Here is a 16,711-nt window from a genome sequence, read left to right as displayed (position 1 = left end):
TGTCATCCCATAGCAGTATTAATCATAATGGGAATGGGAATGGGAATGGGAATGGGAATGGGAATGGGAATGGGAATGGGAATGGGAATGGGAATATGAAAGGATTTGTGCGAGTCACCCTATACTTTTTATATACTTTAAACCCTAATATCAAGGCCGGCAAAACCAACTTTGCAAATTCAACAGCCATATAAAACTACGACTCACACTAATATATAGCACCACAAAAATATTGCTTTCCTCACTGTTTACTTTTTGTGTATAGCTACCCCCGCCAACCTCATATAGAATTACCCCTGCACGTCCATCATTTACCACCCTATCCTTTGCAATGAATGGATTGTGAGAGCGCCTTTCCAGAATGCTATTTTACGTCAATGCCTTTATTGTACTTCACCAATAAAACACCACAAGCTTCGGTTATATATTCAGGCGCACCATAAACCCGCTTTACCTTTTCTAATTGTTCTTTATTCTCAAGAATAAAAAAATCATTCCCTTTATTATACCAGTCGCTGTTGGTTAGCCAGTTATCCCTAACCACCAATCCATCTTTGAATGTGATATTGGCTATTATTATATCTCCATTAATACTAACTGAGTTAGTGAAGGCAAAAGGCGCGTAGCCATAACTCAGTTTATTATCATGAATTTCATTTCTAATGCAGGATATCTGGCTTTCTTTGGGGATGTAAAAGTTATCAATATTCAATGTAGCTAAGCCAGACAAAACACCGAAAAATGAAATCGAATAAATGATTATTTTATTTTCAAATTGAGATCTTGACAAGATAATGACCACCATTATAAAGACAGGCACCAAGTATCTTACAGTCCATATATTCCTAGGGAGGTTGCTCCCTAAAAAAGCCATTGACATAATGAAAACTGAAAAGACCAAACATAAGCCAACCAAGCTGTAATTATATTTTATGAAAGCGGCCTTAACTGTAAAATAGAACAAAGCCAAAAGGCCTAACAATCTGATAATTTTTGCCGCCGTATCAAATGACAGCTTTACTTCCTCACCAAATAAATCAGCATTAAAGAAAATCAAAGCCCCTTGCATTGCGGTATTTAGGTTGGTGAATATATGGTTATATTCTACAAATCGAATATCAAACAGACCTGGTAACGTGAAACCGCCCAATGTCAAAAACAGCCAAGCCACAATCTTTGCAATTAAACAGGAAGAAATCACCCCAACTATAACAAATAAATACTTTTTATCTTTTAACTTATACAATAGCATTGAAGAAGAGAGTATCAATGGCGCCAAATATATACATATGGTTATATTATCGCTAAAAATAGCTAACGATGAAAGCATGGTTGAAAATACAAGCGATGATTTTTTTCATGCTTGACATAATTTTCCATTGATATTAAGCAAAGTAAAACAAAAATATATGTCCCCATATGAATACAAACTGAAAGCATGGACGTAACAGCCATGCTCGAAGGAAATGCAAAAAAGAAAACCATAAGGGAAATTGCTAATTTTTTGTTTGTCGATAACAAATACATCAAGCATATTAGGCAGGTATACATTATAGGTGGAATGATAAAAGCCAATACGTTGCTGTAGCCAAAGAATGCGATTGCTAATGCATAGAAAATAGCCTCTGTAAAATAAAATGGTACTGTAGATAACAGCCATCCTTTAAGAAGAATATTACCATCGGATATGTCTTTACCAATAAGAAGTGCTGTCGCTCCGTCTGTATTTGTAGGGTATATATTCAAACTCAAAAAGTGATACAACACAAGCATACATGCAATCAACAAAAATACAGATAAAGAGTTTATCTTTTTCATTACAATTAATCCTTTAAGATATACCTTGGTCTGTGTTTAACCTCAATATAAATCCTGCCAATATATTCACCTAAAACACCTATACCAATTAGCTGAACCCCACCAAGAAATAGAATGGATACAAGTAAAGATGGATACCCGTTTACAGGATTACCAAAAAAAAGGGTACCCAATAACATCCAAGAGCCGTACATTAAAGATAAAGTCGCAACAAAAAGTCCAATATAGGTCCATACCCGTAAAGGGACGGTAGAGAAACTGGTGATCCCCTCAAGCGCCAGGTTCCACAATTTCCAGCAGTTGAACTTAGAATTGCCAACTACACGTTCGGCGCGTACATACTCAACAATAACAGTTTTACCACCAACCCATGATAGAACGCCTTTCATAAAAAGATTTCGTTCTGGCATTTTTTTGATTGTTTCTACGATCTCTCTAGACATCAATCGAAAATCACCAACATTTTCTTCAATTTTAGGAGAGCTGATTTTGTTATGAAGCTTGTAGAACCACTCGGCAGATATTCTCTTTAGTCTGCTATCACTTGATCTGTCCACCCGCTTAGCCAACACCATGTCAGCTCCATATAACCATTTATCAATGAGCTGAGGAATGACATAGATTGGATCTTGTAAATCGACATCGATGGGTATTACCGCATCACCGGATACAGCCTCGAGTCCTGCGAATAATGCGGCCTCCTTTCCGAAGTTGCGTGTGAAACTAATGGCCTTTACAAGGGGATCTGAAATAGATAAGGCTCTGATGATTGACTCTGTTGAATCAACACTGCCATCATTGATGAAAACAACCTCTATGTCGTGGTCAGAAAGCTCGGTAGACTGCCTGACAGTTCTGTAGAAAATAGGAATGGCATCCTCTTCATTAAAAACCGGCACAACAAGGGAAATCCTCATTTTTTATCCTTGAAAATAACGTATTTTGAATAAGCATACCCAAGCGCCAGGCTTATTATTGAAAAGAATGAAAGCGTTACCCATGGACTAATTAAATGCGAGTCCGCGATAGTGCCTGTGAGCATACTCAGAAACCCCATCAATCCGATATACATGACATAACGCCCTATGGTTGCCGTCGATTTAAAAGTGAACACCGTATTTGCAAAAAAAGAAAAATTGACTGCAACGCAGAATGCAACAAAATTACTAAAGGCCTGGCTTTCATGTAGATACATTAACACGCAAAAAAAAACAACCCAATGAATTATGGTATTAAGCACACCAACACAAATATAATTTAAAATGTCATTATCCATGATGTTATTCTTGAACATCAGAAAAACCCTTATGTTACCTTACAAATAAAATTCAGCCTTAGCGAGCAGAAAACCCGTCAACAAGGTATACCATGATGCCAAGCTAAAACTGGTAATAATTTACTCGCCTTATCCCACCGACATTCACATTTATCTACGCATATTTCTCTCATTGAGTAATCACGCAATTTAACATGATATAAATAAATTTAGAAATGGAAAAAACAAATCGCGCTTAACACCCTAGATAATAACATCCCGATTCAATATTCATAAAAACCTTCCCACTCTTGTTATTAATATCAACCATCTCAGATAATATAATCTGAAAACCCTGAGCCTACTGGCCACAGTGGAACTTCACGCGCTTTAATTTCACAGACCTACCACTAAGGAACATCACAACTTCTGTAGGTTATCGTTTGTTTTCGGCTAATTCGAAAGTATGTATTGCCAAGTTTCACCCTGTGGGCCTGAGTATGTAAAACCCACTATTTCCATCAAAAAACATCCCATTGCGATAGCCCTCTACAATCATTCTTTCGCCTAACGAAAATAGGATATCGATGCTGATTAAAAATACTGATACATTACCGATAAAAATAATGGAGGCCATGCCTTTGGCATTCATCCCCACGTTATATAGTGAAAGCTGAAAAAACCTTATCCAAAGGGCATTAACCCTCTTCCCTGCGCATTGGGTTACCCCCCCCACAAAATCACGCTGAGGAACCCTCACCTTTTTACCCACTATGATTTCATAGAGAAGAATGTTCCCATGCCAGAGGCGTCAACCATGACATATGCAGTGGTGAATGTCCCTTTTCAAAATAGCTAACTTCCGGAATATATTTACATATACCGATGGCCATAAACTCATGGCCACATAGGGTATGCATGCTTTTGAGGAGAACAAGGCTCCCCACCAATGGTAGAGAGGTAATAAATATAAACAAGCACCATCGTCTAAACACCATTCACCCTACCGATTTTTTCAGTTTGGGATAGTATACGGCTCTAATTCTCAATCTATTCTTAACAACCGCTATTATTATCTAAAAGACATCGATTAGACAGCCCACTCTTTTTTCATCACAGATGCATGGATTAGCACTCTTGCAATGAATAGCATAAGCGTTGACATGAAGTGCCAAGAGTATGGGGTACGGTGCTAGAGGATAGTTGACATGCCCCATCACCAATTCAACACCCTCTTTCAAGCATGACGACAGGGATAGAAAAATATTCTCTAAAACATCTTTGGATGTACGTATCATTACAGGACAATATATAAAACCGTTGACTGACCTCTCACCGAGAGAGATGGCAGTCTTGGAAAACAAGTTTTACACCTCACCTTACACCATCTCAATGAAATCAATCTTATAATGTCAGACTGCGTCCCAACGTAAACGTGTTACACCATTGTTTTTTGTATCCCCATCTGGGATTATCCATCCCCAGGGAAAAAGCCATTTTGGTATTGTTACTCTGACACATATCCCTTGCCCGTTGGATATTCATATACATGAGAATACTGCCAACACTCAAGTCCGCATACGCGGGGTCATACCCCCCATTAATACAATCGAAGAAGATCCACTCGCTACACTCAGCCTTAAACACCAAATCGTAAGCACAAGGCCACCCGTGCATCATCAAAACATAGCCAAACACCAAGTGCCGAAGTTCACCAAAAACTGCGGACAATGCTTCTCTTGAAAAGCATGGGAGAGTTTCACCCCAACGCTGCATAAACAGCGTGCGGTAAATATCACACAGTTCATCATTGGAAAAAGTATCAATCGACCGACACTCCCCACCTGCCTTAACAAACTTTTGGAAAGCTTGACGTCGTTTCTTATGGCTTGAGTTAGACAATTCGTCTTTTACCACACAGGTTTTCCTCTTTAATCCCTTCCAATAAATACAATTATAAAAATCCCCATCATGATAGGGAGAAAGTTGCTTGGTTCGAAATGGTAGAAAAACTTTCCCTTCGTTCTTCTTGATCGGAATTATGACATCATCAAAGACAAAGGGGTAGGATGCACAATCGACATGAAGATGTTTACCTGAAGCAAAGGTCGCACAAATGACTTCTTCGTCTTTTTTATACACATAAAATTCCGGAGCAGTTCCTCTTTCACTGAGAAAGTGAATGACATCAGGATGTGAACATACGCTTCCTCCAAACCGCGAATATGCTTCACGATAAGTAGTGAAATCCGATGATGTCCAACCGCTTATACTTTTCTTCATAAAAGCCTGCTGTGATGAAGCTAAAAAATTGGCTATCGCATCAGCATAAGTTAAACCCGCTAAAAATACGCAGTGATAAACGCATGTAGCCAGGAGGCTTAAGTTACCATGATAGATGTCTTCAGGCGACTCGCCAGTTTGTAGTAACCATTTACGGTTCCAGGCGAAATGACGGCTCATCGCATAGCCGCTCAAACTCACGAGGGGTCAAGGCGCTGAGATACGTGTCGTGGTGAGCGAATTACGCTTCGAAACTCGCCAAAGTCCAGGCTTCGACGGCGAGAATATACATATCTATGGCTTCAGCAAGCGACGGCAGATCCTTAAGATACAACGCCTCTTGACTGCTTTTCAGGTGTTGGTATACAAGTTGTGGGTCAACCGAACCTTGGATAATCAGTGCGCCGAGTAGCGAGCTCCAGGCGGTTTTATTGGCCATTAATGCGGCAGTAATTGCTTCTCTATTATCGGGCATAACTATCTCCTTTTAACACCTCAACGTGTCAGAACAATTATTGATCGCAATACGTAAACAAGGATGAAATGGAAAATAACGGTAAGCAACTCGCAAAATTCAAGATACCTGCATAACACCAGACTATAACGTTTTTCCGGCGTTTTTTTCTCGCCATGCGAGTCAGCGCCTGAGCAATCAATTTTGGCCTTGTTTCAAGTGCGCAGTCGTTAGTATTCGTGCCAGATTGGTGGTCTGATGCCCTCCTACTGAGCGTCTAAATCCGCTGTTAACAATAATAAAGACCATTACTGCGACAAAACTGCCTTGCTCGTTCCGTGAAGTCCCCACTTTGCGATGAACTCACCGCTTGATGGAGTAGAGCGAACCTCGAACAGCCGTGTCTCGAAGTCACCATTTTTGAACGTCGCTGTATTAACCCATCCCTTGGGCAAAGAGCCAAAGTCCTGATTGTAATCCCCGCCGCTGACCAGCCATACACGATGATATCCGCTGGACAACCCGCTCAAATCATCAATGTACGTTTGGTCCGCACTATCGTGGAAAAAAGTGCCGAAGCCATAGGCATTAGGCTTACCAGAAATACCGTTGGGTCTGTCTGGTGTGTATAACCTGGCCAGGTAATTTCCCTTGTTGTAATAGACATAACTCAGGTAGAAGAACATATTGCTCACCACCACAATATCGTTAGACTGGTAATGACCGTTAATGTTGTGCACCATAAGTTTGAAATTGTCCTTCTCGTCCGGGTAATCATTGCGTAAGCCGCCGCCAAAAATCACGCTGAAAAATACCAGCAGAAAAATGCCATATCTTCGGTTTTTTATTCCCGTAATCAGCATGCCCAACACTAGGGGGATCCCCAGTGCAACAGAGTAAAAGTAGCGGTCAACAAAGAGTGGAGTATGCCAAGAGATCGCAAACACGAGAGTCACCGGGATCACCATACCGCCGACCAACAGTAAATTGAATTTCCTCGCTATGCCTCGTCGAGTCAGCGTCAGGCAACATAGCCCGACGAAAAACGCCGGCAACAACCAGAAGAGGAGCATCGGATAGTTGCTACCATCATGGCCGGTAAAAAAACGCCAATACATGGCCGGAAAATCGTCCCACCCGACTTTGGGGATCCAACCAACGTCACCCCCGACGCGCAACTCTGGGATATGCACCAATAGGTTAAGCAATACCAATAACCACGGTATATAGGCTAACCCGATAGACGCATTAGCCAACCACCATGCAGGCTCGCTTATAACGCGCTCAGCTCTAGGCCGACACGACAGCGCCAGCAGGATCAACCAATGTGTAAATACCGTAAAAATAGCGAAGTAATGGGTATAAAGATTTAGTGTCGTCAATACCGCATACAATGCCAGATAATGACGATTTTTTGGTTTATGCAACCACATTACCAATGTCATCGTCGCAGCGATCGTCAGCAAGCCCATCAGCGCGTACATACGCGCCTCCTGACTGTAACGCACCGCTATCGGCATGATCGCCATCAACCATCCCACCGCCAGTGCAGCACGTTCATTGACCAAGCGGCGCGTAAACACCATCGACAGCGCGACAGCCATAACGCCAAAAACCACACTCAGCGAACGGACTGCCAAGATGCTGTCGCCAAACAGTTCCATCCAGCCATGTAATAACAAATAATAAAGCGGAGGATGTACGTCGAAAGAGGCATGATACAGTAAAGCCACTACGTCATAACGGCCAGTAAGTACACTCGAGGCTTCGTCACACCAGAGATATCGGGTGGTTAAGAAAACAAATCGAACCACCAGGGCAAATAACACGATCGTAAAAGCGAAATGTTTGTAGCCGATGTTTTTTACACCATAAGCCCGCAAAGGAACATTCAATTTTTTGTTCAGTGACATTACAATATTCCGACTTATGCCTCATGCTTTAGAGACGCGACGTCATCATTGCCAATGAGGAAGCACATGACAGATAAGTTTTCAACATGAGGGAAAATAAGAATGTAGATCCGTCGGTCAATCTCAAGAATGCAAAGGTAAACTGCTTCGCATCAGCATGGCCATATCGCTCCAGACGACCTGTGTATCCATTAATGCAAAAACGATTTTTTCCACATTGCTCCCCCCAATTCATTTCCCCAGCCCTATCCGAAGAAACAGCCATGTTTGTCAATGCGTACAATTTCCAACGCATCGTCCAGTGTTTTTGCCTTGTCGTAGAGTGCCCATTTTTGGGTGATCCGCATGCAATACACTCGCCATTCATCTTGGTCACGGATGTGGCTTATTTTGACGGTGGATGTTTCATGGGGTTCAGAACCCAATTGCGGCTGAACCATAAAAATTTCGATGCTCCGACCGTCAATCCGATAAGCAACATCCAAAAGGGCTCTAAGCTGTTGCTGCGGGCGGATCTTCTCCATTAACGGCCAAAGTGCCTTTTTGATGTTATGAAGCTCTAACTCGCTGAATATCATTTTTTTTCTCCTAGTCCATTAGGGAGAGACAAGAGATTGGACACCACATCAAACATTCCAAATCAGTATCCCCTATCACAGCCTGCATTATTTTTAAGCTGAATATGTTGAGCTTCACGGAAAGTTCTGAATACATGCCATAGGCGGTGCCGTTGTTATAGGGATAGCTAATAGCCAGTCTATTCAGAAATGAGCTCACCATGCCGCAGATGCACGGCGCTAACATGTGTCAGCACATTACCCCCAGAATATCCACCACATATTGGCCACAATACGACGCCGTAGTGAAGCAATGTGCTAACCTGACGTTCGCATTCATGCTGGAGGATATTATACAGGGAAGGCGATTACCCACTTCACACCAGGCGGCCAGGTTCGCTATTGTGACCTGGCCATTCAGTGCTACCTGGTGTTGCACATTGCCTTTAGTCAATAGCACATTGTGTTATGACTGTTTTTATCTGCATATTTTTTCTCAAGCGATTATCGATATAGATCACGAGATAAAAAATAACGGGGAATAGCGAAAAAACAGGATAATCCTTCGCATTTACCCCTTGTCAGTCACCTTAATCAAACACTGTGTACTGTTGATGAACGCATACAGCGGCTTTTGCTCATGTTGATATAGACTAAATATGCCTTTCAAGGCTGTTTTAAAGTCCCCTTCAAAATGCAACGGCGTATCAATACGATAATTTACCGGCGTATCCCAAACAACATGCCAATTCCCAGCATCGATGCAGGTCTGAGATGCAGACCAGCGAAATACAGTGTCTTTCAACGTCGATCCGACTTCGCTACGCCAGACAAGAAGACTAACAGGTTGTGGCTTTTTTACTGGAACATCGGATTTTGTCACCGTGTTTACAATGCTGTTTTTTTTCCCTGCATCAGCATCAACTCTGCCCAGTGACATTATGCCTCCAGCCTTATCTTGAGTTGTTGGTTTCCTTAATTTATCCGCTATTGATGCCTTAACCTCAGACAATTTTTTCTTCGCTGGTTTTTCTAAAGAAGTCATGGAAACTTTACTATTACTCCGATCAGCTGTCGAAGCAGCAACTTTCAGGGGTTTTGTCTGCGAGTTTACCTGGCGGTAACCGTCATGTTTCTTGTTCAGCAGCGCAGCCGTTTTTTCGCGATTGTGCGCTTTGTCACTTGCTGGCGTCTCCGTTTTTACATTTTGACGCTGGTATTGCTCGGCAAATTGCAGCAGAGCAGGCTCGGCCTCATCTGCTTGTGCCTTACTCATGACAATAAGTACCGTAACCCCCAAAAAAGCCAGCCGGGTCCCCCGCATCATTTCACCAGCTCCCCACGCTCGGCCAGACTCGTCAGCACCGCCTGATTCACCCCGGCACACAAGTAATTAGCTTTATAGCGATACAGTGCATCCACGGTTTCCTGAGTATCACCATTAACTTTGGTTCGCACCCCGGCATACTGCGAAGCGCCGCTCATCAAACTGTCGAAAGCCTGCTTATACTGTTGAAAATCTTTAACATTGATATTATGCAGCACGCCCAGTAAATCCTGGCACTGCTGTAGCAGTTCCATCTCACGCTGTTGACGTAAGGTATCCTTCATTATCTCCTTGGGGGCGCTGACTTTTCCGGTGGCCAAGGGAGCTGTCGACTTCAGGTGTTGACACCCCGTAGCTCCCATCACCACCAGACACAAGATCCCCACTCGGACACTAAGATTTACATGCTTCACCATCATCTTTCCTGTTTCCTTTTTTAGATGTATTCCTGTCCAGCATGGCCATAGCCAGCCGTGACTACTCACCCGTTGTGTTGCTAACGGGCGATAACGCGGGTAACTCATCACCTCGCATTAATTGTATTTAGTCCTTATCCCTATAAGTGTGATATGACCTCATCACCATTAGGATATAAGTGCGCGTCTATAAGCAGGTTATAACCCACCTTTACATCGTACTGTTTAATCTGTGATGAATTTGCCGTTGCATTATTTATAACCTACCTCTGCCGTACAATTGATAGGTAGATTAGAAAATCATGACTGACAAGAAAAATACCTTTACTCTAATTTTATGATAACGCACCGCAAACAAACAGAATGCCTCCCTTCATGCATTACTCTTTTTATTTCACCCTTAACCATAGAACGTGTCAATCCGCGGGCAAAACAAACATCATTAATTAACCAACTCCGTACAGAGCGAGACTTTACCTGCATTTATTTTATTAACCACCAACCAATTATATTTAACCCTGCTATTCACCCATCTGATTAATCATACAGCTAATAACCTCCAATCAGTCGTTTATACCTTGTCAACACCCCACTTCAGACATGTCTTTCTCGGCAATCCCCCGATAATCTTTTCATGTAACAACGCTGTTGCATTAACGCAAGCGAGTCAGCAAACGTTTGAACGACTACATTTTATCCTGCCAACCTATAGATTGTTCCTTTGGTAATAAACGTTCTATGCAGGGGTGCTGAAATTGCCCTTTGCATATCATGTATACTAACCACCTGGAGTTATCTGTTAAAATCGTAACGGTGCAGTTAATGGGGTATTTTAATACGACAGAACCTAACTCTGCATGCTGACTCACATCCCTCACCACCAATTGGTTCAGACTGACCGTGTAGAACGCCTTGCATATTTAAACGACGTTAACTTATTTTTTAGTTTTCGACTCAGCCCAACCTCTATGTATTTATGTGTCATATGGGCAGCCAACATTGATAACCCTGTCGCCAGCAATAGAGTGGGTATACCTTTAAAGGGCGACTCACCGACTGGCCCCATTTGTTTCATAATGGCCATGCCAATGGGGTTATGCAGAAGGTAAAGCGAAAATGAAATATTTCCAACATATGTCAGGACGCGAGGTATCATCCCCTTCAGTACCGACTCACCAAGCGTAAGGCAAAGAACGAAAACACTCAAAACGAGTGTGCTTTTCAAGTGCAATGCTCTGATGCTGCCGATGCAAATGCCAATGACGATAATGAGCAGCAGGACACTAGCCAATATGCTTGAAATGCGAGCTAACGTTACCGCGTCCCTCCGTTTCACCAATTGGAGGTATACATAACCCACCAAAGCCCCCATTAAGAATTCAAGCAACAGGGGATTGGTGATAAAAGCCATCGTCGGTGTTTGGAAGTCATACCCTTGTACATGCAGTGTCGGATGAAACCCCGCAATCATCGGTACAACACACGTCACCAAGCCTCCCCAGGTAATAAGCGCCAGAACTCGATATCTCGACAGAAGACATAAAGCAAATACAAGGTAGAAGTAAACCTCATAGTTGAGGGTCCAGCGTATATTATACATGCCCCCTTTATCGATATAGTGGGGTGTTTCAGAGATTTTATACACAGTGAAAGTTAATGCGCTCAACAGGTTTTTCACTTTCTCGGGGTAATGAAAGGTACTCATGGCTCCCCCCAAAAGAAAAGCAACCAGAAGGCAAAAATAGTATAGCGGGATGATACGTATTGCTCGACTCAGTAGAAACCGCTTGGCTGCCCCCCACCCCTGAATATACTGCTGGGTAGTGTAGACCATGATGAATCCGCTGATGATAAAAAACAAATCAACACCAATAATCCCCCAACCAAACAATGCATCCCAGATTGTTGCACCACTCTCGTTATCTCCCTGGAGATAAAAGTGGTAATGGAACAATAAGACCAGCAGTGCTGCAATACCACGCAGAGCCTGCAACGACGCCAACTTCCGGTTCATAATACATCCCTTGAACTTTTCGATGACCGACAAAACCGCCCCTAATGGCATCGACATGCCGGGATCAGGGAGCTGCTATCTATACAGCCGAGCGACTGACTCATCACTATAAACACCCAGGCTTTCGGTTTTTAACAAATCTGAGCCCAGGCTGAATCAATGAATTCTGTCTTCACATACGAACAAAACTCATTACTGAAAGAGGTGCGAATCACAGGTTCTGCAGCACACGGATGGGTGTTCAAACACAATATGCCCCCTGTACGCCTTAAAACCTGATGGCCACACACAACAAAAAAAGCCCAACAGCGAAGTTGGGCAAATGGAGCAGGCCATACACAGCAAAAGCACTTAAAGAGAACAAACAGCTCTCCAACGAGGTGTTGGGGGCGGCCGGAGCACCTGAGCATTCCGGCCGCTTATTACACTTAGAAGCTAATACGGAAGCCGGCATTGCCCATAATCGGGCTTTCAACCTTGTTACCCTTGCGATAATCCGCTTCCACATACACCTGGGCGTTTTTGGTCACCTGGGCAGTCATGCCGGCACCAAACTTGCCCAGCGTACCTGACTGGTCATTTTTGTAGGTATAACGGTCGTTGAAGGTCACCTTGTTGTCTTTTAGGAACTCATGCTCCACGGCGGCGGTGATGTACGGACTCAGCGTCACGCTGCGCACCTCAAAGGCCTTGCCCACGGACACACCCAGCTCACCTTTTGCGGATTTCTGGCTGCCAATGGCCGCCTTCATGCCGTTGCTCAGCTCCATGTCCTTGCCTTGAGCGGCAAAGTAACTGGCACGTGCATACGGGTCAATGTTGATGCCATCACCCAGGGTGAACTGGTAACCGGCTTCCAGAGAGGCACCGTAGCCATCCTGGTCATAGCTGCCCTTGACGGACTGACCACGGTCGGTGTGGGTGCGCAGGTCGTTGTTGAAGTGGTTTAATTTCAATACGCCATCAATGTAATAGCCGACGGAGCTTAGGTAGGAAGAGTAGAGGCCGACACCATAGCTACTGACTTGGCTGCTGTCGCCGCGTTGCTTCACCGAACTCTTGGAGTACGAGGTCATGGCGCCGACAGAGAGCTTACCGCCGGGCACATCAAACACCTTGTCCCCGCCCAGCTCCATACCGTTCTGGCCCAGTTTATAATCTGCACCGGCGCCTCCCTTGATATCACTGGAGTTGTGCAGATAACGGCCCCAGACACCGCCATTCCCCTGGTCAAAGCGCTGAATGTCACCACGACGGGTACGCAGCGCCTGCATCTCGCCATCGAAGATGTACTGGGTAGAGGAAGCCAGGGCCATCACGGCATCGGTGGCGTTGGAAGTTTTACTGGTATCCGTAATCAGGCCAACAATGGTTTTGCCGGTTACAGGGTCTTTTTTGGTGCCAACAACAACCTTGTGCGTCCCCTGGTCAGTGCCATGATTATCTGGATTGATAGTATTCAGAGTAAACACGGAGCCCTTATCCTCATCAATCTGAATCAGGTTACGCAAGTCGCCATCACCCGCGATTTCGCGGCCAGAGTCTTGGTTATTCAATGTAATAGCGTACCACCCCGACATGGTTCCAGTGCTCAACACGTCGTTATGATGGGTTCCAAGGTTGCCATTCATAATCAGATTACCACCGCTACCTGTCACGGTGTCTGCCAACAAAGTGCTGTAGTGGTCACTGCCGCTTTCATGCCCAAACTGAATGGTACCGCCATTCATAGTAATAGTGCCTGCAGTCACATCGTTGTTCGCGCTGCTGCCATTGCCAGCATTCACAATATTAAGACGTGCACCGTTGTTGATTACAAGGCTTTCAATTTGGTTGGTTGACAGGTCTACGTGTGTATTTTCGTCGGACACTCGATCGCCAGTAAGAGCGGTTAGAACCGAACCGCCGTTCATCGTGGTGGTGCCAGACATTCGCGCACTGTTTGCCACTATGCCACTCGCGTTGTCATTAAAGGTGGCGCTATTTGACTCACCACCATCTTCAAGTATTAATGCGGAACTGCCAGAGAAACTGACCCCGGTGGCCACACCACCATTGTGAACAGTTTGTATTGCATCGTCGGTGAATTTATCTCTGACAGAATTAGCCCCTTCCCCCACAGACTGTGTAGAATGACCACTGAAGCTGCCGACAGTTGATGTTGCGTTGCCTAACAACCCCTGTCCTGCTTCATCTGTAAAGCTAGCATTAGTAATTTCACCACTATTTAAAGCATATTGCTTTGCCGCTCCTTTAAAACTATCAGAAGTAGACCGGGGAATTGCTCCATTTTCATTGTTCAGCTTTTGGGTAGGAACCAAGAATTGGCTACTATTACCAGTAAATTCGTTATTGATAGATGATGCATTATCCGTGAGCCACTGTGCTGAGTCATCATTAAAATGACTTTTCGAAGCAGAACTGTCACTTTCAAGCACCTGATAGGCGTTCTTGTTAAAATTGCCAGCTACCGCTGAGCTTCCTTCGCCAGTAGAATTCAATTCAACTGGACTCCCTAAAAATTGTGCAGAGGCATCAGTAAAGTTATCCCCCATTGACTTCCCATACTTAATGATTGAATGAGCATCATCTCGAAAGGTATTATTTTCGGAGTGCGCAGCATTGGCATCACTTTTCTGAGGACTCCCCCTATCGACACCATCAAGAAACAACACTGCCCCCCCAGAGAATGATGATCTTACAACGCGACCATCAAGGATATTATACTTCCCCCCAGCACCAACATCCTGACTTACAATAGACTCCCCTTTAAGGACATTGACCATGTGGGTTGTATTTATGTTAGGTTTGCCAGGTATCGTCGTATGCCACAAAGGAGGGGCGGCAAACCCCGTCTGCGACACCGCCAACAACGCCATCGACAGTGCAACCACCAACGGCTTTTTCTTTGTGTTTATAAGCATATTCATTCTATTTACTACCCTCGTTGATTTTCCCATGTGTGTAAACATGGCTATAAATAGCAAAGCTGCGCACATCACAATTTTGCTACGACATTACTTTGCACACTTTTCTACGAAATATATTTGTTGCCTTAAAAAGAAAAGCACAGCCCCTCCTAAAAAAGAAAACATCAATGTGAATTATCCACCCCTCACATTAAACCTCTCATAAATTGAAGAGCTTATCTTTCAAAAAAAAATAGCAACACATACTATCACAACAAGACCCTGGATAGACATTTGCATAAAAACCAACCAAGAAAGATAAAAATAACTTTCAAAGCACTTATTACATTTGGAAGAGTCTCAGCCAATCATTTTATCCTATGTGCTGCCCATCCGATTCTCAATAGACTCTCTATTGAGAATCCAAAGACATACTTTCTTAAAGCACCAGGGAGAGCACAAAGATGTTTAAATATTTCATTCAAAAATAGCCCCATCCGAATAAGTGCAAAGTTTTCCGGATGGGTAATCAACGCCAACCTCTCCTTACTTACATCATTTACCAAGCATCGTAGTCCCCCGTATATATAGTTCCATTACTCACCACAACTTGCCCGCGGTATGTTCCCTTAGCCATCACAGGACCGGCACGCGTGTAGGTGCCCGGCGAATCCGGTGACGGAGTCCAGGCCCCGTACACATCAGGAGGCCCCCCAAACTGCGCACGTCCTTTCAGCCACTCCGCCCTTCCATCCACCGGGTTGCTGTATGCATCCTTCAAAACAATAGTCATCACCATGTTGCTGCCAATTCTGTACACACGGCTGTCCGGGGTCATGGTTGACCCGACCACCACCGGCTCACCCGCCGCAATGGTGTAGATAGCCGACTCCTTGCGCTCGCCTCCCAGCGTCAAGGTGGCTTTGTGCGTCGTACCCGCCGTTACTGCAACATAGGTCGCCGTATAGCTACCCCACGCGCCCGATACCGGGGCCCAGGTCACGCCCTGGCTCTCCGCACCCGACACGTTCACCGCCCCTTTCAGTTCAGCCTCCTTCCCCGTCACCCCCCCACCAGCCGCATTGTGCAGCACAACGGTCACTTTCATGCCCTCGCCCGCAGTGTAACTCTGCTTGTCCGGTTCGATGGTTGACTTGGCCAGCACCACTTCACCCACCCTAATAAAGTAATATTTATCCTGTGAGACATCCCCATCATGCAGTTCAATAGAACTTCCGAATGATCCAGCCCCTCCATTATCTCCTGCCGCAACAGCATCCAGCTTGTAGGCGCCCGGCGTGCCCGGTACCGCAATCCAGGTAGAATCATGCGGATTCTTAGCCCCCCCGATCGTCGCGCGCTCATGCAGCATAGCTTCCTGTCCGAGCACCGCGTTGCCATGCGCATCCTTCAGCACAGCAGTGATATCTAGCTTCTCGCCAATGAGGTAGCTGGTTTTATTCACAATAAGACTTGACCTGCTCGCCGCTGGCTCACCCGCCGCAATGGTGTAGATAGCCGAGTCTTTGTGATCGCTTCCCAACGCCAGGACGGCCTTGTGCGTCGTGCCCGCCGCTGCCGCAACATAGGTCGCCTTGTAGCTGCCCGACCCGGCCAAGGTTTCCGCCCAGGTCACGGTCTGGCTCGCCGCACCCGACACGTTCACCGCTGCCGACGTCAGCACAGCCACCTTCCCGGACACCGGGTTGCCGTGCGTATCCTTCAGCGCAACCGTCACCACCATGTTGGCGCCCGCGATGTAACT

At 44.8% G+C, this 16,711-nt stretch carries 13 protein-coding genes; all 13 read right to left on the bottom strand.

Going from position 1 to position 16,711, the window contains the following annotated elements; all coding sequences use genetic code 11:
- Window positions 1-364 precede the first annotated feature (364 nt).
- Window positions 365-1,279, bottom strand: a complete 915-nt coding sequence (locus AC2AXP_RS22075; RefSeq protein WP_484381947.1) for a hypothetical protein — start codon at window positions 1,277-1,279, stop codon at window positions 365-367.
- A 35-nt stretch (window positions 1,280-1,314) separates the two neighbouring features.
- Window positions 1,315-1,818, bottom strand: coding sequence for a hypothetical protein (locus AC2AXP_RS22070; RefSeq protein WP_484381946.1), 504 nt, complete (start codon window positions 1,816-1,818; stop codon window positions 1,315-1,317).
- 5 nt (window positions 1,819-1,823) lie between these two features.
- The gene (locus AC2AXP_RS22065; protein WP_484381945.1) at window positions 1,824-2,735 is read right to left on the bottom strand and encodes a glycosyltransferase family 2 protein; all 912 of its coding nucleotides are present in this window, start codon (window positions 2,733-2,735) and stop codon (window positions 1,824-1,826) included.
- Window positions 2,732-3,094 (bottom strand): GtrA family protein, encoded by a 363-nt coding sequence (locus AC2AXP_RS22060; RefSeq protein ID WP_484381944.1) that lies wholly within the window; start codon window positions 3,092-3,094, stop codon window positions 2,732-2,734. The genes AC2AXP_RS22065 and AC2AXP_RS22060 overlap by 4 nt, the downstream gene beginning before the upstream one ends.
- A 1,383-nt stretch (window positions 3,095-4,477) precedes the next feature.
- Window positions 4,478-5,536, bottom strand: coding sequence for a GNAT family N-acetyltransferase (locus AC2AXP_RS22055; protein WP_484381943.1), 1,059 nt, complete (start codon window positions 5,534-5,536; stop codon window positions 4,478-4,480).
- 61 nt (window positions 5,537-5,597) lie between these two features.
- Window positions 5,598-5,831 carry a hypothetical protein gene (locus AC2AXP_RS22050; RefSeq protein WP_484381942.1) on the bottom strand — a complete coding sequence of 78 codons (234 nt, stop codon included), beginning with the start codon at window positions 5,829-5,831 and terminating at the stop codon, window positions 5,598-5,600.
- Window positions 5,832-6,118: 287 nt separating this feature from the next.
- A complete protein-coding gene (locus tag AC2AXP_RS22045; protein WP_484381941.1) occupies window positions 6,119-7,723 on the bottom strand; it encodes a glycosyltransferase family 39 protein in 1,605 nt (534 codons plus the stop codon).
- A gap of 245 nt (window positions 7,724-7,968) precedes the next feature.
- Window positions 7,969-8,301: a DUF3024 domain-containing protein gene (locus tag AC2AXP_RS22040; protein WP_484381940.1), complete on the bottom strand. Its 333-nt coding sequence runs from the start codon at window positions 8,299-8,301 to the stop codon at window positions 7,969-7,971.
- Between the two features lie 550 nt (window positions 8,302-8,851).
- Window positions 8,852-9,556 (bottom strand): toxin co-regulated pilus biosynthesis Q family protein, encoded by a 705-nt coding sequence (locus AC2AXP_RS22035; RefSeq protein ID WP_484381939.1) that lies wholly within the window; start codon window positions 9,554-9,556, stop codon window positions 8,852-8,854.
- A 47-nt stretch (window positions 9,557-9,603) separates the two neighbouring features.
- Complete coding sequence (locus AC2AXP_RS22030) at window positions 9,604-9,891, bottom strand: hypothetical protein (protein ID WP_484381938.1); 288 nt, start codon at window positions 9,889-9,891, stop codon at window positions 9,604-9,606.
- 1,021 nt (window positions 9,892-10,912) lie between these two features.
- Complete coding sequence (locus tag AC2AXP_RS22025) at window positions 10,913-12,094, bottom strand: acyltransferase family protein (protein ID WP_484381937.1); 1,182 nt, start codon at window positions 12,092-12,094, stop codon at window positions 10,913-10,915.
- Between the two features lie 371 nt (window positions 12,095-12,465).
- Window positions 12,466-14,967, bottom strand: a complete 2,502-nt coding sequence (locus tag AC2AXP_RS22020) for an autotransporter outer membrane beta-barrel domain-containing protein (protein ID WP_484381936.1) — start codon at window positions 14,965-14,967, stop codon at window positions 12,466-12,468.
- A gap of 538 nt (window positions 14,968-15,505) precedes the next feature.
- Window positions 15,506-16,711 (bottom strand): hypothetical protein (locus AC2AXP_RS22015; protein WP_484381935.1); only part of this gene is annotated, 1,206 nt, incomplete at its 5' end.

The sequence above is a fragment of the Serratia sp. Sp408 genome, assembly GCF_057180665.1.
This window is presented reverse-complemented; position numbering and strand designations above follow the sequence as displayed.

Excerpts from the sequence above, each read along its gene's own strand:
- AC2AXP_RS22035 (WP_484381939.1), bottom strand. The coding sequence starts at position 9,556 with ATGAGTAAGGCACAAGCAGATGAGGCCGAGCCTGCTCTGCTGCAATTT.
- AC2AXP_RS22040 (WP_484381940.1), bottom strand. The coding sequence starts at position 8,301 with ATGATATTCAGCGAGTTAGAGCTTCATAACATCAAAAAGGCACTTTGG.
- AC2AXP_RS22060 (WP_484381944.1), bottom strand. The coding sequence starts at position 3,094 with ATGGATAATGACATTTTAAATTATATTTGTGTTGGTGTGCTTAATACC.
- AC2AXP_RS22025 (WP_484381937.1), bottom strand. The coding sequence starts at position 12,094 with ATGTCGATGCCATTAGGGGCGGTTTTGTCGGTCATCGAAAAGTTCAAG.
- AC2AXP_RS22045 (WP_484381941.1), bottom strand. The coding sequence starts at position 7,723 with ATGTCACTGAACAAAAAATTGAATGTTCCTTTGCGGGCTTATGGTGTA.
- AC2AXP_RS22020 (WP_484381936.1), bottom strand. The coding sequence starts at position 14,967 with ATGAATATGCTTATAAACACAAAGAAAAAGCCGTTGGTGGTTGCACTG.
- AC2AXP_RS22030 (WP_484381938.1), bottom strand. The coding sequence starts at position 9,891 with ATGAAGGATACCTTACGTCAACAGCGTGAGATGGAACTGCTACAGCAG.
- AC2AXP_RS22065 (WP_484381945.1), bottom strand. The coding sequence starts at position 2,735 with ATGAGGATTTCCCTTGTTGTGCCGGTTTTTAATGAAGAGGATGCCATT.
- AC2AXP_RS22050 (WP_484381942.1), bottom strand. The coding sequence starts at position 5,831 with ATGCCCGATAATAGAGAAGCAATTACTGCCGCATTAATGGCCAATAAA.
- AC2AXP_RS22055 (WP_484381943.1), bottom strand. The coding sequence starts at position 5,536 with ATGAGCCGTCATTTCGCCTGGAACCGTAAATGGTTACTACAAACTGGC.
- AC2AXP_RS22070 (WP_484381946.1), bottom strand. The coding sequence starts at position 1,818 with ATGAAAAAGATAAACTCTTTATCTGTATTTTTGTTGATTGCATGTATG.